Origin of the sequence: Rhodococcus sp. ACPA1, from assembly GCF_002300195.1 — a bacterium.
GTDB classification, from domain to species: domain Bacteria; phylum Actinomycetota; class Actinomycetes; order Mycobacteriales; family Mycobacteriaceae; genus Rhodococcus_F; species Rhodococcus_F opacus.
This window is the reverse complement of sequence record NZ_NSDX01000001.1, coordinates 1,017,650-1,036,826: the sequence shown is the minus strand read 5'-3', so window position 1 is coordinate 1,036,826 and position 19,177 is coordinate 1,017,650. Positions and strand designations below refer to the sequence as shown.

Below are 19,177 nucleotides of genomic sequence, written 5' to 3'. Positions count from 1 at the left end.
TGATCTTTTCACGTGCGCCCGTGACGACACGAATCAGATACCGGCCGTCACCGGTACTGGACGGTGACCGGCGCGTGGTCGGACCACCGCTGGTCGTAGGTTTCGGCGCGCTCGACGACGGCCTGCTTGGCCCGCTCCGCCAGTTCCCGGGTGGCGATCTGGTAGTCGATGCGCCAGCCGGAGTCGTTGTCGAACGCCTTCCCGCGGTACGACCACCACGAGTACGGTCCGGCGACGTCGGGATTCAGCTGCCGGACCACGTCGGTCCAGTACGCGCCTTCGGCGAACAGGGCCCCGAGCCACTCCCGCTCGTTCGGGAGAAATCCGGAGTTCTTCTTGTTGGTCTTCCAGTTCTTCAGGTCGAGTTCGGTGTGGGCAATGTTCCAGTCGCCGCAGACCACGACGTGCCGGCCCGCCGTGACGGCGGCCGCTGCGGTGTCGGTGAGGTACCGGGCGAAGGAGTCCATGAACCGCTCCTTCTCCTCCTGCCGGGGTGTCTGGGCCTCCCCGGAGGGCAGGTAGAGGCTCGCGACGGTCAGGTCGTCGAAGTCGGCCTCGAGGTAGCGGCCCGCGGTCGCGAACTCGTCGTCACCGTGGCCGACGCGGAAGGCGTCGGCAGGTTTCCGGGACAGGATCGCGACGCCGTTGCGCCCCTTCGACGACGGCTCCGCGGACACCAGGTTCCATCCGCCCTCCAGGGCGGGTGCGAGCGTCTCGGCCAGCTGCTCGTCGGACGCCCGCGTCTCCTGCAGGCAGACGACGTCGGCCTCCGTGCGCTCGATCCACTCGGTGAGCCCCTTGCGGGCGGCGGCGCGCACGCCGTTGACATTGACGGTGGTGATGATGTGTGGCACGGCAAGCACCGTAGCGGACGCGTACGACAGCGCGGCTACCGAGACGAACGGGCGCTGCGGCGTTCCATCGCGACCGCCACGGTGAGGACAACGAGTCCCGCCACGGCGAGCAGCGCACCGACCGCGGCGGGCGCGGTGTAGCCGTAGCCGGCGGCGATCACGACACCACCGATCCACGCCCCGAACGCGTTCGCGATGTTGAGGGCCGCGTGGTTGAGCGAGGCGGCGAGGGTCTGGGCGTCGGCGGCGACGTCCATCAGCCGGGTCTGCAGTCCGGGCACCATCGACGCACCCGCCGCACCGACGAAGAACACCAGCAGCAGCGCCGTGTACGGGTTGTGGGAGGCGATCACGAAGATGCCGAGCAACACCCCGAGTGCCGTCATCGATACGAACAGACCGGGAATCAGCGCCCGGTCGGCGAGCCGGCCGCCGATCAGATTGCCCGCGACCATTCCCAGGCCGTAGATCATCAGGGCCAGCGGCACCAGCGACCGCGACAGCCCGGCGACGTCGGTGAGCGTCGTGCTGATGTACGTGTAGACGGCGAACATGCCACCGAATCCGACCATGCCGATGATCAGCGTCATCCACACCTGCGCGCGGCGCAGGGCACCGAGTTCGGTGAGGGGATTCGACATCCGCATGGCGGCGAGCGCGGGCACCCACGACCAGATCGCGCCCAGTGTCACCACACCGATCACCGCCACGAGCGCGAAGGCGCTGCGCCAGCCGAGCGTCTGGCCCAGCCACGAGGCGACCGGAACGCCGACGACGTTGGCCACCGACAGCCCCATCATGACGAGAGCGACCGCCCTGGCCCGCTGGCCGCGGTCCGCGAGGTGCGCCGCCACGAGGGCCGCGACACCGAAGTAGGCGCCGTGCGGGAGGCCCGCCACGAACCGCGCGGCCATCAGCACGCCGTAGTTCGGCGCGAACACGGTGGCGGCGTTACCGATCGTGAACGCCGCCATCAACGCGATCAGCAGCGTCTTGCGGGGCACCCGCGCGGTCAGTGCCGCGATGAGGGGCGCGCCCACGACCACACCCAGCGCGTACGCCGAGATGACGTGCCCGGCCGTCGGCTCGGTGATCCCCAGACTCGACGCCATCTCGGGCAGCAGTCCCATCGCCACGAACTCGGTGGTCCCGATCCCGAAGCCACCGAGCGCGAGCGCGATCATGGCGAGCTTGCGGACGGACGGATGTTGCGCGATGACACCGAGGTGCTCGGGGCGGACGGGGGTGGAAGTGCTCACAGAATAACTTTCGACTAGGCAGAGATACGGCTACGCGGCGCACGGCGCCTCGTTGCGCAACGACCCACATCGAAATTCTCTTCCCCGGATTCCGCCTTTCGCGCCTCGAGCGACCGTGAGATGACTCACCCGGGCCCCGGAGACGGCGAACGGGACGCCCCCGTGAGGGGACGTCCCGTTCGTAGCGCTGCGGCTCGGTGCCTACTGCTCGGCGATGGCCTTCTGGAGGTTGATGTCCAGCGCACCGAGGAACTCCTCGGTGGTCAGGTAGCCCTGGTCGCCGCCGACCAGCATCGCGAGGTCCTTCGTCATCTGGCCACCCTCGACGGTCTTGATGACCACGTCTTCGAGCTTCTGGGCGAAGCCGATGACGTCGGGGGTGTTGTCCAGCTTGCCGCGGTGCTCGAGTCCACGGGTCCACGCGAAGATCGACGCGATGGGGTTGGTGGACGTCGGCTTGCCCTGCTGGTGCTGACGGAAGTGACGCGTCACGGTGCCGTGCGCGGCCTCGGCCTCACACGTCTTTCCGTCCGGGGTCAGCAGCACGGAAGTCATGAGGCCGAGCGATCCGAAGCCCTGCGCGACGGTGTCGGACTGGACGTCGCCGTCGTAGTTCTTGCAGGCCCAGACGTAGCCGCCCTCCCACTTGAGCGCCGACGCGACCATGTCGTCGATGAGGCGGTGCTCGTAGGTGAGTCCGGCCGCGTCGAACTCCGGCTTGAACTCGGTCTCGTAGACGTGCTGGAAGATGTCCTTGAATGCGCCGTCGTACGCCTTGAGGATGGTGTTCTTGGTCGACAGGTACACCGGGTAGTTCTGCTGCAGGCCGTAGTTGAGCGAGGCGCGCGCGAAGTCCTCGATGGACTTGGTGAAGTTGTACTGACCCTGGACGACGCCGCCGCCCTCGGGGAAGTTCACCAGCTCGTGCTCGATCGGCTCGCTGCCGTCCTCGGGCGTGTAGGTGATCATCACCTTGCCGGGGCCGGGGACCTTGAAGTCGGTGGCGCGGTACTGGTCACCGAAGGCGTGACGGCCGATGATGATCGGCTTGGTCCAGCCCGGAACCAGTCGCGGAACGTTGGAGATGATGATCGGCGCGCGGAAGATCGTCCCACCGAGGATGTTGCGGATGGTGCCGTTGGGCGACCGCCACATCTTCTTGAGGCCGAACTCCTCGACGCGCGCCTCGTCCGGGGTGATGGTCGCGCACTTGACGCCGACGCCGTGCTTCTTGATGGCGTTGGCCGCGTCGACGGTCACCTGGTCGTCGGTCTCGTCCCGGTACTCGATGCCGAGGTCGTAGTACTCGAGGTTCACATCGAGGTAAGGATGGATCAGTTTGTCTTTGATGAACTGCCAGATAATGCGTGTCATCTCGTCGCCGTCGAGTTCGACGACGGTGCCCTCAACCTTGATTTTGGACATGGGTGCTTCGCGTCCTCCTAGGAAGTTTCCCTGGTTACACGGTTGCGGGCGCACTTTGTGAGTGGGTCCGCGAACGGTTCGCTTATCAAACGTAGACGGTCGAGGCGGCCCCCGGGGAGACCGCACCTAAACAAGACAAGCGTACTGCTATGCGCGTGGCCCGCAACATGTGGGGCTCGCAACCCACCCCTACTCGCGGGTAACTTTTCCCTGCTAGCGGCCCTGATCGGTGCCGTTTCCGGTCGTTCCACCTCAGCCGCTAAGATTCACTCCAGGTCATGAGTGCCAGCAACGAGCCCCGGCTAGCTGGCCGGCAACCCTCCACCGCGGTGGGGTGCCCCGGGTGATGACCTGGTTCCCTGATTCATACAACAGTCGGGTGACAAGCGCGGGTCCGACATCGGAGGTTCATGATGTGTTGTTGTTGTCGTAGATAGCCCCCAGACAAGCCCTGCGCGCGAACGAACCAGCACTCCGTCCGCGCCTCGTCAGACCACTGGAGTAGACAGCACATGACCGAGAACTGGTCGTTCGAGACCAAGCAGATCCACGCCGGGCAGACGTCCGACGCGACCACCAAGGCGCGGGCGCTGCCGATCTACCAGACCACCTCGTACACGTTCGACAGCACCGATCACGCTGCCGCGCTGTTCGGTCTGGCCGAGCCGGGCAACATCTACACCCGCATCATGAACCCCACGCAGGACGCGGTCGAGCAGCGCATCGCCGCCCTCGAAGGCGGCGTCGCCGCCCTGCTGCTGTCCTCCGGACAGGCCGCGGAAACCTTTGCGATCCTGAACCTCGCGGAGGCAGGCGACCACATCGTCTCCAGCCCGCGGCTGTACGGCGGCACGTACAACCTCTTCCACTACACGCTGCCCAAGCTCGGCATCGAGGTCTCGTTCGTCGAGGACCCCGACGACCTCGAGCAGTGGAAGGATGCGGTCCGGGACAACACGAAGGCGTTCTACGGCGAGACCATCTCCAATCCCCGCAACGACGTCCTCGACCTGCCCGGCATCTCCGGGATCGCGCACCAGCACGGACTCCCGCTGATCGTCGACAACACAGTGGCCACTCCCTACCTGATCCGCCCCCTCGAGCACGGCGCGGACATCGTGGTGCACTCGGCCACCAAGTACCTCGGCGGTCACGGCACGGCGATCGCCGGCGTCATCGTCGACGGCGGCACGTTCGACTGGACCCAGGGCCGCCACCCGGGCTTCACCACGCCGGACCCGAGCTACCACGGCGTCGTCTACTCCGAACTCGGACCGCCTGCGTTCGCGCTCAAGGCTCGCGTGCAGCTGCTTCGCGACCTCGGTTCGGCGATCTCCCCGTTCAACGCGTTCCTCATCGCGCAGGGCCTCGAGACGCTGAGCCTTCGCATGGAACGACACGTGTCCAACGCGACCGCCGTCGCGCAGTACCTGGAGGCGCGACCGGATGTCGTGTCCGTCGGATACGCCGGGCTCCCGTCGTCGCCCTGGCACGACCGGGCCAAGCAGATCGCGCCGAGGGGTGCGGGCGCCATCGTGACGTTCGAACTGGCCGGCGGCATCGACGCGGGCAAGAAGTTCGTCAACGCGCTCACCCTCCACAGCCACGTCGCGAACATCGGCGACGTGCGCTCGCTGGTGATCCACCCGGCGTCCACCACACACTCCCAGTTGACCCCCGAGGAGCAGGCCGCCAGCGGCGTCACCCCCGGACTGGTCCGCCTGGCTGTCGGCATCGAAGGGATCGACGACATCATCGCCGATATCGAGACCGGACTTACGGCGGCGGCATCTTGACCGTGAGCGCTGTACAGAACCTGCCCGTGGCGGACGGACGTCTCGGCACCATCGACATCGGATCGCTCGAGCTCGAGAGCGGAACAGTGATCCCGTCGGTGTCCCTTGCCGTGCAGCGATGGGGTGAGCTGTCCCCCAACCGGGACAACGTCGTGCTCGTCGAGCACGCCCTCACCGGTGACTCCCACGTCACCGGACCCGTCACCGACGAGCACCCCTCCCCCGGATGGTGGACCGGAATGGTCGGTCCGGGTGCGCCGATCGACACCGACGAGTGGTGCGTCGTCGCGACCAACGTCCTCGGTGGCTGCCGCGGCACCACCGGTCCCGGTTCGATCGCCGAGGACGGGCGCCCGTGGGGCAGCCGCTTCCCGGAGATCTCCATCCGCGACCAGATCGCGGCCGAGAAGAAGTTCACCGACCTGCTGGGCATCGACAAGGTGGCGTCCGTCGTCGGTGGTTCGATGGGCGGAATGCGCGCGCTCGAGTGGGCCGTCACGTACCCGGACCAGGTGGCGGCGGCGCTCGTACTCGCGGTCGGGGCCCGCGCGACCGCCGACCAGATCGGCACGCAGACCACCCAGATCGCGGCCATCACCAGCGACCCCGACTGGCAGGGCGGCGACTATCACGGCACCGGCCGGATCCCCCGGGCCGGTCTGCGCATCGCCCGCCGGATCGCGCACCTGACGTACCGCACCGAGAGCGAACTCGACTCCCGGTTCGCGAACTCGCCGCAGGACGGCGAGGACCCGTGGCGCGGCGGACGGTACTCCGTCGAGAGCTACCTCCAGCACCAGGCCGACAAGCTGGTCGGCAGGTTCGACCCGAGCACGTACGTGCTGCTGTCCGAGGCCATGAACCGGCACGACGTGGGCCGCGGTCGCGGTGGCATCGCCGCGGCACTGGGGACGATCACCGCCCCCGTCATCGTGGGCGGCGTCGACTCCGACCGTCTGTACCCGATCCGCCTGCAGGAGGATCTGGCCGACGACATCCCCACCTGCGACGGTCTGCGGGTGCTCAACTCGCGGGACGGCCACGACGGGTTCCTCACCGAGGCCGCCGCCGTCGCGAAACTGCTCTCCGAGACGATGCAACTGGCACGCGCCGGACGCTGACACCGGCGCCGGACGACGCCCGCTCGGACCGCTAGTCGGTTCCGAGCGGGTCGATCGACACGGCCAGCCACACGATCGCGCCCCCGACGGCCACGAGCGCGCCCACGTCGAAAGGCTTGCTCCGCACCGCGAGCAGTCCGACGCGCTCCGACGGCATCATCAACCGGAAGACCGCCGCGAGCAGCGTGGCTACACCGAACACGAACGCGCCTCGTCGCCACCGATCCGCAAGCACGAACACGACGGCCACGACGATGACGACGAGGACTGCGAGCATCGGCAGATTCTTCTTCGCGAACTGCCCCCAGTCGGCCATGTCAGCCGAGAGACGCTGCGACACGCTCGGCCCGCTCCACGACGTTGGTCAGCAGGAACGCACGGGTGAGCGGCCCGACGCCACCGGGGTTCGGGGACAGGAAGCCGGCGACCTCGGCGACGTCCGCCGCCACGTCGCCGCGCAGTCCGTCCTCGGTGCGGCTCACACCCACGTCGAGCACCGCGGCACCGGGCTTGACCATGTCGGCCGTGACCAGACCGGGAACACCCGCAGCCGCGATCACGATGTCGGCGCGGCGGACCTCCGCTCCGAGGTCCCGCGTACGGGTGTGGCAGAGGGTGACGGTGGCGTTCTCGCTGCGCCGGGTGAACAGCAGACCGATCGGGCGACCCACGGTGACACCGCGACCGACGACGACGACGTGTGCACCCTCGATCGGCACCTCGTACCGGCGCAGCAGGTGCAGGATTCCGCGCGGCGTGCACGGCAGCGGCGCTTCCTTGCCCAGCACCAGCCGGCCCAGGTTGACCGGGTGCAGGCCGTCGGCGTCCTTGTCGGGGTCGATGCGCTCGAGGGCGGCGTTCTCGTCGAGCTGCTTCGGCAGCGGGAGCTGCACGATGTAGCCGGTGCAGTCCGGGTTGGCGTTGAGCTCGTCGATGGTGGCGTCGAGCTTCTCCTGCGTGATGTCGCCGGGCAGGTCGCGGCGGATCGAGGTGATCCCGACCTTCGCGCAGTCGTTGTGCTTCCCGCGCACGTAGGCGGCCGACCCCGGGTCGTCGCCCACCAGAACGGTGCCGAGACCGGGCGTGATGCCCTTGTCCTTCAGGGCGCTCACCCGCACCTTCAGGTCTTCGAAAATCTCGTCGCGGGTCGCCTTGCCATCGAGGATCGTTGCAGTCACGTGCCCCATTCTCTCAGGTTCGCCATACGCGCGTCAGGTCGGTTCCACCACGAGCCCGTTGGCCGTCGCGTACGCGATGGCCTGGGTGAGTTCGATCTGCGCCTTGTCCAGCGAGACCGCCGTCCACAAGTTCGCGTCGATGCGGGCGCCGCGCAGGTCCGCGCCGTCGAATTTCGCGCCGCCGGTGCGGGCGCCGAACAGGTCGGCCGAGCGGAGCACGGCGCGCCGGACGTCCGTGCGGACGAGGTTGGCCTCCCGGAACCGGCAGTCCGTGAAATCGAGTCCGCGCAGGTCCGCGCCGCCCAGCGACGCGAGCGTGAAATCACACTCGTCGAAGACCATCGGGCGCAGCCGGCAGTTGTCGAATTCCGACCCGAGGAAGCTGCAGTTACGGAACTCGCTGTGCCACAGCGTCGTTCTGGTGAACGAGCACGAGCGGAACGCCGTCCCCACATGACGCGACTCGGCGAGGTCGGCGCCCGTGAAATCGCAGTCGGTGAAGATCACCGACTCGGTGCGGAGTTCACTCAGGTCGGCGTCACGGAAGTTGCATTTCGTGTAGTGCCGCCGCTGCCAGTTCTGCGCGGGGAGTCGTGCGTCGCCGTAGTCCTCACCCACCACCTCTTCTACCGGATCCATGCGTCCATCATGCCGTCTCGCGGTGTGCCCCTAAGCTGTGCGGGTGTTCCGAGTGATGTTCCACGAACCCCGAATCCCACCCAACACCGGCAACGCCATCCGCATGGTGGCAGGCACCGGGTGCGAACTGCACCTCGTGGGTCCACTCGGATTCGACCTGTCCGAGCCGAAACTCAAACGCGCCGGACTCGACTACCACGACCTGGCGTCGGTGACCGTGCACGAGAACCTGGAGGCGGCCTGGGCTGCGCTGGAGCCTGCGCGGGTGTATGCCTTCACCGCGCACGCCACCGTGTCGTACGCCGACATCGCCTACCAACCCGGCGACGTTCTGCTGTTCGGTCCCGAACCCACCGGACTGTCGGAGGAAGTGCTGGCCGATCCCCACGTGACGGAGCGGCTCCGCATCCCCATGCTGCCCGGCCGGCGATCGCTGAACCTGTCGAACGCCGCCGCCCTCGTCACGTACGAGGCGTGGCGGCAGCACGGATTCAGCGGGGCCGCGCTGTAGCTCCGACGGCTGCGGCCCCGACACCCGCGCCCGCGCCGGCACCGAGCGCGATGTCCAGGAAATCGCGCGCCGCACCCTGAACACCGCGCACCGGGTCCCAGACGGCGGAGAGCCGCCGCGGAAGCGTCAACCCCTCCACCTGAACGGAGGCGAGCCTGCCGTCCGTCAGGTCGGCGGCCACCGCCAGCGACGACAGCACCGCCGGAGCGTTACCCGCCACGACCGCCGCTTTCACCGCCGTGCACGACGTCAACTCGAGCAACGGCGGGACGCACTGCGGCACCGCGTTCTCCAGGGTGGTGCGTGTTCCGGAACCGGACTCCCGCTGGATCATCGGCGTCGCGGCGAGTTCGGACACGGGAATCGGCGACCGTCGGACCCATTCGTGCTCCGGCGGCACCACGACCACGAGGTGGTCGCGGCCGATCTCCCGCACCTGCAGCCCCGCCGGAATGTCCGGACCCTCGACGAACCCGAGATCCGCCTCACCGGACAGCACCCGGGCGGTCACCTCGGACGAGTTGAGCAGCCGCACGTTGGTGACCACGTTCGGGTACTTGCGCCGCATCGCGACCGTCCACCCGGGGACCAGGTACTCGGCGATCGTCATGCTGGCCGCCACCGTCAGCCCGGCCTGCCGCTCGCCGCGCAGCGCCGCGACTCCCGACGCCAGTTCCTCGGCCGTGGCGAGGATGTGGCTCGCCCATTCGAGGATGAGTGCGCCCTCCGACGTGGGCCGCACCCCGCTGGCGCCGCGGCTGAACACCTTGATACCGAACTGCCGCTCGGCCGAACGCACCCGGGCGCTGACGGCCTGCTGGCTGAGCCCGTGTTCGCGCCCCGCCGCGCCCATGCTTCCGAGCCGCTCGACGGACAGCAGGACGTCGAGGGCACTGAGTTCGGGCACTCGGGGAGACAGCGGCACAACCCAAGGCTAGTCCCACAAACGCGATTTGTGGGTATTCAACCACAAGCCTTCTACCGGCCACGACGATGCGTCGGCAAGCTCTAGGTATGACCCCGAATTGGTTCGCAGCAGTGATGGGCACCGGCATCCTCGCAGTCGTCGCCGCGGCATTTCCGGCCGGCCTTCCGGTCGCCCGGACGGCCGCCGAGATCTTCTGGCTGATCGCCGTGACGCTGCTCGTCGTGCTGACGACCGCACTGGCGCGGCACTGGATCCGTCGCCGTGACGACGCACTCGCGGACGCGCGCAGCCACACGATGTTCCCGTTCTACGGTGCCGTGTCGATGGCGGTGCTGACGGTCGGAGCCGGCACCGGATCCGCCGGTCGCGAACTTCTCGGCGGTGTCGCCGTCCCCGCGTCGGCCATCCTGTGGACGGTCGGGACCGTCATCGGGCTCGTCACCTACGTGGTGATGGCGCGCCGGCTGACCCGGCCCCACCAGGTGACCCCGGTGCCGTCCTGGCTCATGCCCGTCGTGCCGCCCATGGTGTCGGCCGCCACCGGTGCCGCACTGGTCAAGCACCTCCCGGACGGCGCGCCGCAGATCGCGATGCTGGCGGTCTGCTACACACTGTTCGCGCTGGCGCTGGGCGCCGCGCTGACCGTCGCCGTCGTCGTCGGACGCCATCTGCTGAGCAACGGGCTCCCCGACACCCCGCTCGTGCCCACGCTCTGGATTCCGCTCGGCGTGATCGGACAGTCGGTGGCGGCGATCAATCTGCTCGGCGGGGCATCCGGCCACACGTGGCTCCACTCGGTGGGCGTGGTCTACGGGACCACGGTCGGCGCACTCGGCATCCTCGCCCTCGTGACCCTGGTGACGGTGACCGCCAGAGCTTTTCGCCGCGGGTTGACGTTCACGCCCAGCTGGTGGAGTTTCACGTTCCCCGTCGGCACCTGCGCGCTGGGCGCGAACTCGCTGGGCGGCGCGCTGGACTCGGTCGTGATCGTCGGCGCAGGCGTGACCCTGTGGTGCGCGCTCGTCCTGATCTGGAGCACCGTCGCGGTCCGCACACTGCGGCACGCCGCCGGGCAACGGGGTGGGCGCGTGGTCCGCGACGACCCCGCGGCCCACGCCCTCAGCGCGGTCCGCTGACCGCGAACCGTGATGCGGGTGTCAGGCGCCCGACTCGACGGGACGTCCGGACTGCATCCACGCGGACGTCCCGCCCGCGACCGACACGGCGTTGATCCCCCGCGCGTTCAGGTACTCCGCCGCCTGCAGGCTCCGGCCGCCCACCCCGCAGATCACGTAGACGACCTCGGCTTCCGGGATCTCGTCCACGCGCGCGACGAACTCACTGAGCGGAATCAGCGTCACACCCGGCACCCGCGCCTGGGCGTACTCGTCGGCTTCGCGCACATCGATGACGGGGGCACCCGACGCCAACGCGCCGTCCAGGGCATTCAGGTCGACTTCGATCATTGCGTCTTCGCCTCTTCTCGTTCCGGCGCCGGGCCCGACGGTGGGCCGGGCGGCCTGTTGTACATCCGGCGCAGACGGTACGCGCCGTACACGACCAGTGCGATGACGGCCACGAATCCGAACCAGGGAATCAGCGCCCCCACGACCACGGCGCCGCCCTTGATCGCGGACAGCAGGGCGTGCCAGCCCGCGACGAGCCCTTCCCAGAAGTTGTCCGGACCGGGACTGGGCTGCTCGGCATCCGTGGAGGTGACGTCGATCATGAGCGTCGCCAGTGCCACCTGGTCGCTCAGCGACCGCTTCTGGGCGGTGAGGCTGTCCAGTTCGCCCTGACGCTCCGACAACGCCCTCTCGGCCTCGATCAGATCCGCGGTGTTCGCCGCCGACGTGATGAGCCCCTGCAGCCGGGTGACGGACGCCGTCAACGCGCCGATCCGGGCGTCGAGATCCTGCGACTGCATCGTCACGTCGCTCTTCGTGACGCTGACGCTGGTGACCTTGCCCAGTTCCCGCAGATCGTCCAGCGTTCGGGTGAGCGAATCGGCGGGCACGCGGATGGTGAGGGAACTGCTCGCGTCCTGATCGTCGGAGCCGGGCTGTTCGGTGAGCTGGTCGACGCGTCCGCCCAGATCGTCGACCTTGTCCACGATCTGCCTGCCGACGGCCACCGGGTCGTCCGCCGTGAGCGCGACCTGACCGGTGATGATCTCCTGGCGGTCGGTGGGCGCCTGGTCCTTCGCGGGTTGCTGTACTGCGCCACCGATCTCCATCTGGCTCGAGTCCCCCGGTGTCGGGGCGGGCGACGGTTGGGAGGAATCACTGCCGGGACCACCACACCCCGCGAGCGCCAGCGAAGCCACGACGATCGCCGACAAGACGTATCTCCTCATGTCCGAATGCTAGCGGTGCCCGCTCATCTGAAGTCCCTGGATTTGGCGGACACCCGCAAATCCATCAGCTGCAGCCGATCCGCCACCACCGTCACCGCCCCCTCCGCGTTCTGCACCTTGCCGCGGACCAGCAGTGCGGGCGCCGTGTTGGCGAGCTTGCGGTACTTCGCCCACAACCCCACCGAACACACCACGTTGACCATCCCGGTCTCGTCCTCGAGGTTGATGAACGTGACCCCCGCGGCCGTCGCCGGGCGCTGCCGGTGGGTCACCGCCCCACCCACCAGAACCCGGTCGCCGTCGGGGACATCGAGCAGGTGCGCCGCCGGGACCACCCCGAGCGCGTCGAGTTGCGGGCGCAGGAACTGGGTAGGGTACGTGTCCGGGGACACCCCGGTGGCCCACACGTCCGCCGCGGCCAGTTCGAGATCGCTCATCCCCGGCAGGGTCGGCGCGCGGGTGGACGCCCCGATCCCCGGCAGCCGGTCGCGGCGCTCCCCCGCCGCGGCGCCCGCCGCCCACAACGCCTCCCGGCGGGACAACCCGAAACTGTCGAGAGCACCTGCGGTGGCCAGCGATTCGGCTTGCGCCGTGCTCAGTTCCACCCGGCCGGTGAGGTCGAGGAACGACGTGTACGGCCCTCCGTCGCCGCGGGATTCGACGATCCGCTCGGCCAGCGCGGTCCCGATGTGCCGCACCTCCCCGAGCCCGAGACGCACCTCCGTCCCGCCCGCCTCGACGGTGGCGTGGGCGAGACTCGCATTGATGTCCGCGCCGTGCACCTGCACCCCGTGCCTGCGGGCGTCGGCCACCAGCGACTGCGGCGAGTAGAACCCCATCGGCTGCGCCCGCAGCAGACCGGCGCAGAACGCCGCCGGGTGATGCAACTTGAACCACGACGAATAGAACACCAGGGCGGCGAAACTCTGCGAATGACTTTCGGGGAAACCGAAATTCGCGAAGGCGTACAGCTTCTCGTAGATCCGGTCGGCCACATCGTCGCCGATCCCGTGCATCTCCCGCATGCCCTGGTAGAGCCGCCCCCTCAGCCGTTCCATCTTCTCGGGCGACCGCTTGGAACCCATGGCCCGGCGGAGCTGGTCGGCCTCGGCCGGGCTGAAACCCGCGACGTCGACCGCCATCTGCATCAACTGCTCCTGGAACAGCGGCACACCCAGCGTCCGCTTCAACGCCTTCTCCAGGGACGGGTGGTCGTAGGTCACCGGTTCGAGCTTGTTGCGGCGTCGGATGTACGGGTGCACCGATCCGCCCTGGATCGGACCGGGGCGGATGAGCGCCACCTCCACCACCAGGTCGTAGAAGTTCCGCGGTTTCAGCCTCGGCAGGGTGGCCATCTGGGCCCGCGACTCCACCTGGAACACCCCCACCGAATCCGCCCGCTGCAACATCTCGTAGACGGCCTCCTCGGAGAGGTCCAGCTGCGCCAGATCCACCTCGATGCCCTTGTGCTCGGCCACGAGGTCGATCATGTAGTGCAGCGCGGACAGCATGCCGAGGCCCAGCATGTCGAACTTCACCAGACCCACCGCCGCGCAATCGTCCTTGTCCCACTGCAGCACACTGCGGTTCTCCATGCGCGCCCACTCCACCGGGCACACGTCGGCGATCGGCCGGTCACAGATCACCATGCCGCCCGAGTGGATGCCGAGGTGCCGCGGAAACCCCTCGATCTGAGCGGCCAGTTCGAGGACGGCGGGCGGAATGTCGGTGCCGACCTCCTTCCCGATGCCACCCCAGCGGCTGACCTGTTTGCTCCACGCGTCCTGCTGCCCCTGCGAGAAACCCAGCGCCCGGGCCATGTCCCGCACCGAGGACTTTCCGCGGTACGTGATGACGTTCGCCACCTGCGCCGCGTACTGGCGGCCGTACTTGGCGTAGACGTGCTGGATGGCCTCCTCCCGCCGATCGGATTCGATGTCGACGTCGATGTCCGGCGGGCCGTCGCGTTCGGGCGAGAGGAAACGTTCGAACAGCAGTTTGTTGCGGACGGGATCCACGTTGGTGATGCCGATGGCGTAGCAGACGGCGGAGTTGGCCGCCGAACCCCTTCCCTGGCAGAGAATGTCGTTGTTCTTGCAGAACGACACGATGTCGTGGACCACCAGGAAGTAGCCCGGGAAGTTCAGCCCGGTGATGATGTCCAGTTCGTGCTCGATCTGCCGGTAGGCCTCCGGGCGGTCCGCCGGCGCACCGTAACGGCGGCGCGCCCCGTCCATCGTGAGCTGCCGCAGCCAGCTCGCCTCGGTGTGCCCGTCGGGCACGTCGAACGGTGGCAGTTGCGGCGCGATGAGCCGCAGGTCGAACGCACACTCCAGCCCGAGGTGCGCGGCACCGCGCACGGCTTCCGGGTATGCGGCGAAGAGGTGCGCCATCTCCTCACCGGACCGCAGGTGCGCTCCCCCGGCGGGCGCCAGGTGCCCGGCCGCGTCGTCGAGGCTCTGCCGGGCCCGGACTGCGGCCATCGCCATGGCCAGCCTCCGGCGCGGCGGTCCCGCGAAGTGCGCCGCCGTGGACGCGATCACCCGAAGTCCGTGCTGCTGTGCGAGTTCGGCGAGGTCGGCGTTGCGCTCACCGTCCTCCGCGATGCCGTGATGGGTGAGTTCCACCGTGACCCGGTCGGCCCCGAACCGGTCGATCAGCTCCCGCAGCCGGGCGGCCGCGGCGTCCGGGCCACCGTCGGCCAGCGCCTGACGCACATGCCCCTTCCGGCACCCGGTCAGGATCTGCCAGTGCCCCCCGGCCGCGTCGGTGAGACGGTCGAGGTCGTAGCGCAGCTTGCCCTTCTCCCCGCCCGCGAGATGCGCCGCCGCGATTTCCCGGGAGAGCCGCCGGTACCCCTCCTGACCTCGCGCCAGTACCAGCAGATGCGCGTCGTCCAACGTCAGTTCGGACCCGAACACGGTGCGCATGTTCAGTTCCTTCGCCGCCTCCGCGAACCGGACCACACCGTAGAACCCGTCGTGGTCGGTGAGTGCGATGGCCTCGAGACCGAGACGGACGGCCTCCTCCACCAACTCTTCCGGCGGGGAGGCACCGTCGAGGAAACTGAACGCCGAGTGCGCGTGGAGTTCGGCGTACGGAACGGTGGAGCCGGCGCGCTCCTGACGGCCCGCCCGGTACTCCCCCCGCTTGCGGGACCACGCGGGGCTGTCCCCGCCGTCGCCCGGATACAGCGACTCCGGGCTGACCCGCCCCGGCCTGCCCGACAAGACGCGCTCCATCTCGGACCACGTCGGCGGACCGTTTCCCCAACCCATCTGGCACACCTCTTCATGTCGCGCACGTGCCGTGCCGTGCCGAAATCATGGAAGATGCCGCTGGGGAAGGCGCATCATTCGAACGGGAGTTCGAACTCTTTCAGTTTGCCATCACCCGCGCGGACCGGTCAACGCGGGCCACCCGGATTTCACGTCACGAGCGCGGCCAGACCTCTCAGACGGTCCTCGGCCGGCCTCCTCGGGCAGCTCACACACTTGCCCGACCCGGGGGTCTCGTAGATCAGGCAGCACGACGCGCGCTGCGTGAACCGGCTCGACAGTGCCCCGGCCCGGACGTCGACGAACCGCGGGTCCGGCATCACTACACCGCCGCGGCGGAGTGCGTCCACCAACCCCCGGGCGAAGATGCTGCCGCGTGCGCGATCGCCGCACGCCGTTCCCGCGTCGAGCGCCCGGTTGGCGATCGAATCCGTCGTGATCGCCCACATCGCGGCCCGCCGCACCCCGGACGCCTCGGCGAGAGCGTCGATGATCGGCGTCAGTGCGGCGGCCATCTCGGACGCCAGCTCCGACAGCCCCTCGGTGACCGGCAGTGCCGACGACGCGGTCAGGCCGCCGAGGTACCCGTCGTCCCGCAGGAATGCCACGGCGTCGCCGAGCCGCGGCCGGGCGGCGACCCCCGTGACGAGCGCGGTCGCGATCGGAATCCCGGCCAGTGTCGAGCTGGCCGAATACCACCACAGGGTGCCGTTGACCCGGGGATCGTCGCTGCCCCACCGCCTCGCCGTGTCCTCGACCCGGTCCGCGAGCCAGCCGGGATCGGTCAAGCGCACGGCCGGGAACGAGGAGGCGCCGGAGTACTCGATCTGGTCGGCGATCATCGGGACGCGGCGGGCGGTCAGCTCGTACACACGCCGCAGTTGCTCATCCATCGGCCAACCCCAGGATCTCCATCGACAACCGCGGCGTCGACCGCACGATCGCGCGGATGCCGAACACCCCGCCGAGGACGGCGTCGTCCAGCACGTCGGCGGGCGGACCGGTGCTGATCACCCGTCCATCGTGCATCACGGCCAGCGTGTCGCAGTACTCGACGGCCAGCCGGAGGTCGTGCATGGTCACGACGATCGCCAGACCGTCGCACGCGAGGTCGCGCAGCAAGTTCATCACCGTCAGCTGAAGCCGCAGGTCGAGGTGGTTGGTGGGTTCGTCGAGCAGCAGGACCCTCGGCTGCTGCGCGAGCGCCCGGGCGATCGACACCCGCTGACGCTCCCCGCCCGACAGTGCCTGGACGTCGCGACCGGCGAGTTCGGCCAGCCCCACCTGACGGACGCACGTTTCGACGATCTCGCCGTCGGCGCCGTTCGCCCGTTCGAACCAGCCCCGGTGCGGGACGCGTCCGAGCGAAACGGATTCGCGCACAGTCAGTCCCGCAGACACCCGCGGTTCCTGGGTGCTCGCCCCGATTGTGCGGGCCAGTTCCCGCCGGCCCAGATCGGCTGCGTCCGCTCCGTCGACGACGACGGCACCCCCGGTCGGGGTGAGCGCGCGGTAGCAGCAGCGCAGCGCGGTGGTCTTCCCGGAACCGTTGGGCCCGACCAACGCCAGCACCTCACCGGGACGCACGGAGAAGTCGACGCCGTGCAGCACCTCCCGCGACCCGAGTTCGGCGCGGACCCGTTGCAGACTCAGCGCGGTCACCGATCGGCCCTCCGATACTGCCGGTAGAGCATCCACACGAAGATCGGCGCTCCCACGAGCGCGGTGACGACGCCCACCGGAACCTCGATGCTCCGCGAGACCGACCGCGCGGCCGTGTCCGCCGCGACCATCGCGATCGCGCCGAGGAATGCGACGACGGGCAGCAGCCTGACCGCCCGTGCACCGACGACGTATCCGGCCAGGTGCGGCACCAGCAGACCGATGAAGCCGATGCCGCCCGCGACGGACACGGCGGCCCCGGCCAGCATCGACACACCGAGCAACTGCACCACGCGGAAGCGCCGCACGTTCATGCCGAGGGCGGCGGCGCCGTCATCTCCCGCCTGCAGCAGGTCGATACGGCTCGCGCTCAGCATCATCGCGACCCCCACCGTCGCGAGTGCCACGGCCGGGAAGATCGCCGTCGACCAGCGCGAGTCACCGAAACCGCCCGCCAGCCAGTGCATCACCGAACTCAGTTGATGCTCGTCTGCGACGACCAGGATCGAGAACGTGATGAGAGCCGAGAACACCTGCGCCGACGCGACACCCACGAGGATGACGGCCGTCGGCTGCGGATACCGTCCGCCGATCGCCAGCGACAGGAACAGCGGCACCATCGCGCCCAGGAACGCCGCGACGGGAATGGTGAACGAGCCGAGCGCTCCCACCCCGAGCCCGAGCACCGTCACCACCACCACGCCGAAACCCGCACCCGAGGACACGCCGAGCAGATAGGGATCGGCCAGTGGATTGCGGGTCACCGCCTGCGCCACGGCGCCTGCCAGGGCCAGCGCCGCACCGACTGCCGCTGCGGTCAGCGCCCGCGGCAGCCGGGAGTCGAGGACGATCGACTCCCGCGCCTGCGACCACCAGGACTCGAATGCGCCGGGTGCCACCCGGTGCGCGACGATCGCCCAGACGTCGCCGACCGGGATGCGCACCGAACCGAACGACACCGCGAGGCCGACGACGAACAGGGTCGTCAGTGCGAGCAGCACCATCAGGCCCACGAAGCCGAGGCGTGCGCGGGCCGGGTGCGGCGCCTGCGCCGGTGGTGCCGCACGTTCTGCGGTGACGGTCATCGCGCGCCGACGACGTCCGGATGCAGTGCCCGCGCGATCGTCTCCACCGACCGCACCAGGCGCGGGCTCTCGAAGAAGTCGTCGAGCGGCACCACGACGAACCGGCCGGCCTTCACGGCGGGTGTCGTCGACATGATCGGGTGCGATTTCAGGAAGTCGATCTTCGCCTGAGCACTCGTCGTGCCGTAGTCGAGGACGACGATCGCCTCCGGGGCGCGTTCACCGATGATCTCCCAGGTGGACTTCGAATACGGCTTCTCCCCCTCGGCGAAGAGGTTGGCCGCACCCGCGTGGTCAGCGATCAGCTGGCCGACTCCCACCCCGCCGATCGTCAGCGGGACGTCCTCGCCGGAATCGTAGAAGAACGTCGGAACCGGGGCGGTGCCCGCGATCTCGTCGCGCACTGCCTGCAATCCGGACGTCACCCGGTCGGTGATCGCCCGTGCCTGGTCCGGGACTCCGAGGATCTCGCCGAGCTGCGTGTAGTCGCTGCGCAGCAGACCGATGTCGGGGAAACCCTGCCCGCAGTACTCGGAGAACAGGAAGGTGGGAATGCCCTGGTCGCCGAGGGATTCGCGCGACCGCCCCTCCTTCTCGTCGAACGCGCTCCGCATTCCGCCGACCACCAGGTCGGGGTCGAGGTCGAGGATCTGCTCCCGGGTCGGGTATTCCTTCGCGAGTTTCGGGATCTTCGCGAAGGCGTCCGCGAACTCGGGCAGCGGGGTCGCGTCGCCGTAACCCGTGCCGACGATGCGGTCGCCGGCCCCCATCTCGATCAGCACCTCGGTGACGTGATCGTTCATGCTGACGATGCGCTGGGGCGGGGCGTCGAACGTCTCCGTTCGATCGCAGTTGGTGACGGACACCGGCTCGGCGAAGGATTCGGCGGAAGCGGTCTGCCCCACGGACGCCCCGCGCGAACAGCCGGCGACCACCAGCGCGGCCACAGCGAGCGTGACCAGACCGGTACTTCTGAACAACTGACCGTGCATGTAAACCTCATTGCGGCTCAGAGCCACGAATGAGAAGTCAGCAGACGCCCTGTGCGGCGCCTGCAGGACTCCGCTTCGTAGACCACGACGAAA

At 68.9% G+C, this 19,177-nt stretch carries 18 protein-coding genes and 1 riboswitch; of the genes, 4 read left to right on the top strand and 14 right to left on the bottom strand.

Annotation, left to right across the window (positions count from 1 at the left end; genetic code table 11):
- Window positions 1-47 precede the first annotated feature (47 nt).
- The 3 genes from CJ177_RS04495 to CJ177_RS04485 all read right to left on the bottom strand — a co-directional run bounded on the left by CJ177_RS04495 (window position 48) and on the right by CJ177_RS04485 (window position 3,538).
- Window positions 48-854 carry an exodeoxyribonuclease III gene (locus CJ177_RS04495; RefSeq protein WP_095867336.1) on the bottom strand — a complete coding sequence of 269 codons (807 nt, stop codon included), beginning with the start codon at window positions 852-854 and terminating at the stop codon, window positions 48-50.
- 35 nt (window positions 855-889) lie between these two features.
- Complete coding sequence (locus tag CJ177_RS04490) at window positions 890-2,113, bottom strand: MFS transporter (protein WP_095867335.1); 1,224 nt, start codon at window positions 2,111-2,113, stop codon at window positions 890-892.
- Between the two features lie 201 nt (window positions 2,114-2,314).
- Entirely contained in the window at window positions 2,315-3,538 is a 1,224-nt protein-coding gene (locus CJ177_RS04485) for an NADP-dependent isocitrate dehydrogenase (RefSeq protein ID WP_005560536.1), read from the bottom strand.
- Between the two features lie 274 nt (window positions 3,539-3,812).
- A riboswitch (SAM riboswitch) is annotated at window positions 3,813-3,933 on the top strand.
- 117 nt (window positions 3,934-4,050) lie between these two features.
- On the opposite strand from CJ177_RS04485, the gene CJ177_RS04480 reads away from it, so the two are divergent.
- Together CJ177_RS04480 and CJ177_RS04475 are read left to right on the top strand one after the other, a co-directional pair.
- The gene (locus CJ177_RS04480; protein ID WP_005239868.1) at window positions 4,051-5,334 is read left to right on the top strand and encodes a bifunctional o-acetylhomoserine/o-acetylserine sulfhydrylase; all 1,284 of its coding nucleotides are present in this window, start codon (window positions 4,051-4,053) and stop codon (window positions 5,332-5,334) included.
- Window positions 5,331-6,455: a homoserine O-acetyltransferase gene (locus CJ177_RS04475; protein WP_095867334.1), complete on the top strand. Its 1,125-nt coding sequence runs from the start codon at window positions 5,331-5,333 to the stop codon at window positions 6,453-6,455. Before CJ177_RS04480 ends, CJ177_RS04475 begins: the two co-directional genes overlap by 4 nt.
- Before the next feature lie 31 nt (window positions 6,456-6,486).
- Here CJ177_RS04475 and CJ177_RS04470 read toward each other — a convergent pair whose 3' ends face one another.
- Genes CJ177_RS04470 through CJ177_RS04460 form a run of 3 tightly spaced genes read right to left on the bottom strand, consistent with a single transcriptional unit; the run spans window position 6,487 to window position 8,272 of the window.
- Entirely contained in the window at window positions 6,487-6,771 is a 285-nt protein-coding gene (locus tag CJ177_RS04470) for a DUF3017 domain-containing protein (RefSeq protein ID WP_005239865.1), read from the bottom strand.
- A 1-nt stretch (window position 6,772) separates the two neighbouring features.
- Window positions 6,773-7,633, bottom strand: a complete 861-nt coding sequence (locus tag CJ177_RS04465; protein WP_005239862.1) for a bifunctional methylenetetrahydrofolate dehydrogenase/methenyltetrahydrofolate cyclohydrolase — start codon at window positions 7,631-7,633, stop codon at window positions 6,773-6,775.
- 33 nt (window positions 7,634-7,666) lie between these two features.
- Complete coding sequence (locus tag CJ177_RS04460; protein WP_095867333.1) at window positions 7,667-8,272, bottom strand: pentapeptide repeat-containing protein; 606 nt, start codon at window positions 8,270-8,272, stop codon at window positions 7,667-7,669.
- A 43-nt stretch (window positions 8,273-8,315) separates the two neighbouring features.
- Between CJ177_RS04460 and CJ177_RS04455 the strand changes: the two genes are divergently transcribed.
- Window positions 8,316-8,783 carry a tRNA (cytidine(34)-2'-O)-methyltransferase gene (locus tag CJ177_RS04455; protein WP_025432262.1) on the top strand — a complete coding sequence of 156 codons (468 nt, stop codon included), beginning with the start codon at window positions 8,316-8,318 and terminating at the stop codon, window positions 8,781-8,783.
- Here the strand turns inward: CJ177_RS04455 and CJ177_RS04450 are convergent.
- A complete protein-coding gene (locus CJ177_RS04450) occupies window positions 8,764-9,708 on the bottom strand; it encodes a LysR family transcriptional regulator (RefSeq protein ID WP_005239857.1) in 945 nt (314 codons plus the stop codon). The two genes, CJ177_RS04455 and CJ177_RS04450, sit on opposite strands and share 20 nt — an antisense overlap.
- A gap of 89 nt (window positions 9,709-9,797) precedes the next feature.
- Here CJ177_RS04450 and CJ177_RS04445 point away from each other — a divergent pair, with 89 nt between their 5' ends.
- A complete protein-coding gene (locus tag CJ177_RS04445) occupies window positions 9,798-10,847 on the top strand; it encodes a TDT family transporter (protein ID WP_095867332.1) in 1,050 nt (349 codons plus the stop codon).
- Between the two features lie 21 nt (window positions 10,848-10,868).
- On the opposite strand, the gene CJ177_RS04440 is transcribed toward CJ177_RS04445, so the two are convergent.
- The 7 genes from CJ177_RS04440 to CJ177_RS04410 all read right to left on the bottom strand — a co-directional run bounded on the left by CJ177_RS04440 (window position 10,869) and on the right by CJ177_RS04410 (window position 19,084).
- A complete protein-coding gene (locus tag CJ177_RS04440; protein WP_005257071.1) occupies window positions 10,869-11,177 on the bottom strand; it encodes a rhodanese-like domain-containing protein in 309 nt (102 codons plus the stop codon).
- A complete protein-coding gene (locus CJ177_RS04435; RefSeq protein ID WP_037203749.1) occupies window positions 11,174-12,067 on the bottom strand; it encodes a DUF4349 domain-containing protein in 894 nt (297 codons plus the stop codon). Before CJ177_RS04435 ends, CJ177_RS04440 begins: the two co-directional genes overlap by 4 nt.
- Before the next feature lie 23 nt (window positions 12,068-12,090).
- A complete protein-coding gene (locus tag CJ177_RS04430; RefSeq protein WP_025432261.1) occupies window positions 12,091-15,345 on the bottom strand; it encodes an error-prone DNA polymerase in 3,255 nt (1,084 codons plus the stop codon).
- A gap of 149 nt (window positions 15,346-15,494) precedes the next feature.
- Window positions 15,495-16,238: a (2Fe-2S)-binding protein gene (locus tag CJ177_RS04425; protein WP_095867331.1), complete on the bottom strand. Its 744-nt coding sequence runs from the start codon at window positions 16,236-16,238 to the stop codon at window positions 15,495-15,497.
- Window positions 16,231-17,007, bottom strand: coding sequence for an ABC transporter ATP-binding protein (locus tag CJ177_RS04420; protein ID WP_095867330.1), 777 nt, complete (start codon window positions 17,005-17,007; stop codon window positions 16,231-16,233). Before CJ177_RS04420 ends, CJ177_RS04425 begins: the two co-directional genes overlap by 8 nt.
- On the bottom strand, window positions 17,004-18,092 hold the full coding sequence (locus tag CJ177_RS04415) for an iron ABC transporter permease (RefSeq protein WP_095867329.1): 1,089 nt from the start codon (window positions 18,090-18,092) through the stop codon (window positions 17,004-17,006). The genes CJ177_RS04420 and CJ177_RS04415 overlap by 4 nt, the downstream gene beginning before the upstream one ends.
- On the bottom strand, window positions 18,089-19,084 hold the full coding sequence (locus CJ177_RS04410) for an ABC transporter substrate-binding protein (protein ID WP_095867328.1): 996 nt from the start codon (window positions 19,082-19,084) through the stop codon (window positions 18,089-18,091). Before CJ177_RS04410 ends, CJ177_RS04415 begins: the two co-directional genes overlap by 4 nt.
- Window positions 19,085-19,177 lie beyond the last annotated feature (93 nt).

What these genes read in the sequence shown, in the direction of transcription:
- CJ177_RS04470 (WP_005239865.1), bottom strand. Translation starts at nt 6,771, where the DNA reads ATGGCCGACTGGGGGCAGTTCGCGAAGAAGAATCTGCCGATGCTCGCA.
- CJ177_RS04480 (WP_005239868.1), top strand. Translation starts at nt 4,051, where the DNA reads ATGACCGAGAACTGGTCGTTCGAGACCAAGCAGATCCACGCCGGGCAG.
- CJ177_RS04485 (WP_005560536.1), bottom strand. Translation starts at nt 3,538, where the DNA reads ATGTCCAAAATCAAGGTTGAGGGCACCGTCGTCGAACTCGACGGCGAC.
- CJ177_RS04435 (WP_037203749.1), bottom strand. Translation starts at nt 12,067, where the DNA reads ATGAGGAGATACGTCTTGTCGGCGATCGTCGTGGCTTCGCTGGCGCTC.
- CJ177_RS04415 (WP_095867329.1), bottom strand. Translation starts at nt 18,092, where the DNA reads ATGACCGTCACCGCAGAACGTGCGGCACCACCGGCGCAGGCGCCGCAC.
- CJ177_RS04445 (WP_095867332.1), top strand. Translation starts at nt 9,798, where the DNA reads ATGACCCCGAATTGGTTCGCAGCAGTGATGGGCACCGGCATCCTCGCA.
- CJ177_RS04430 (WP_025432261.1), bottom strand. Translation starts at nt 15,345, where the DNA reads ATGGGTTGGGGAAACGGTCCGCCGACGTGGTCCGAGATGGAGCGCGTC.
- CJ177_RS04425 (WP_095867331.1), bottom strand. Translation starts at nt 16,238, where the DNA reads ATGGATGAGCAACTGCGGCGTGTGTACGAGCTGACCGCCCGCCGCGTC.
- CJ177_RS04410 (WP_095867328.1), bottom strand. Translation starts at nt 19,084, where the DNA reads ATGCACGGTCAGTTGTTCAGAAGTACCGGTCTGGTCACGCTCGCTGTG.
- CJ177_RS04460 (WP_095867333.1), bottom strand. Translation starts at nt 8,272, where the DNA reads ATGGATCCGGTAGAAGAGGTGGTGGGTGAGGACTACGGCGACGCACGA.
- CJ177_RS04440 (WP_005257071.1), bottom strand. Translation starts at nt 11,177, where the DNA reads ATGATCGAAGTCGACCTGAATGCCCTGGACGGCGCGTTGGCGTCGGGT.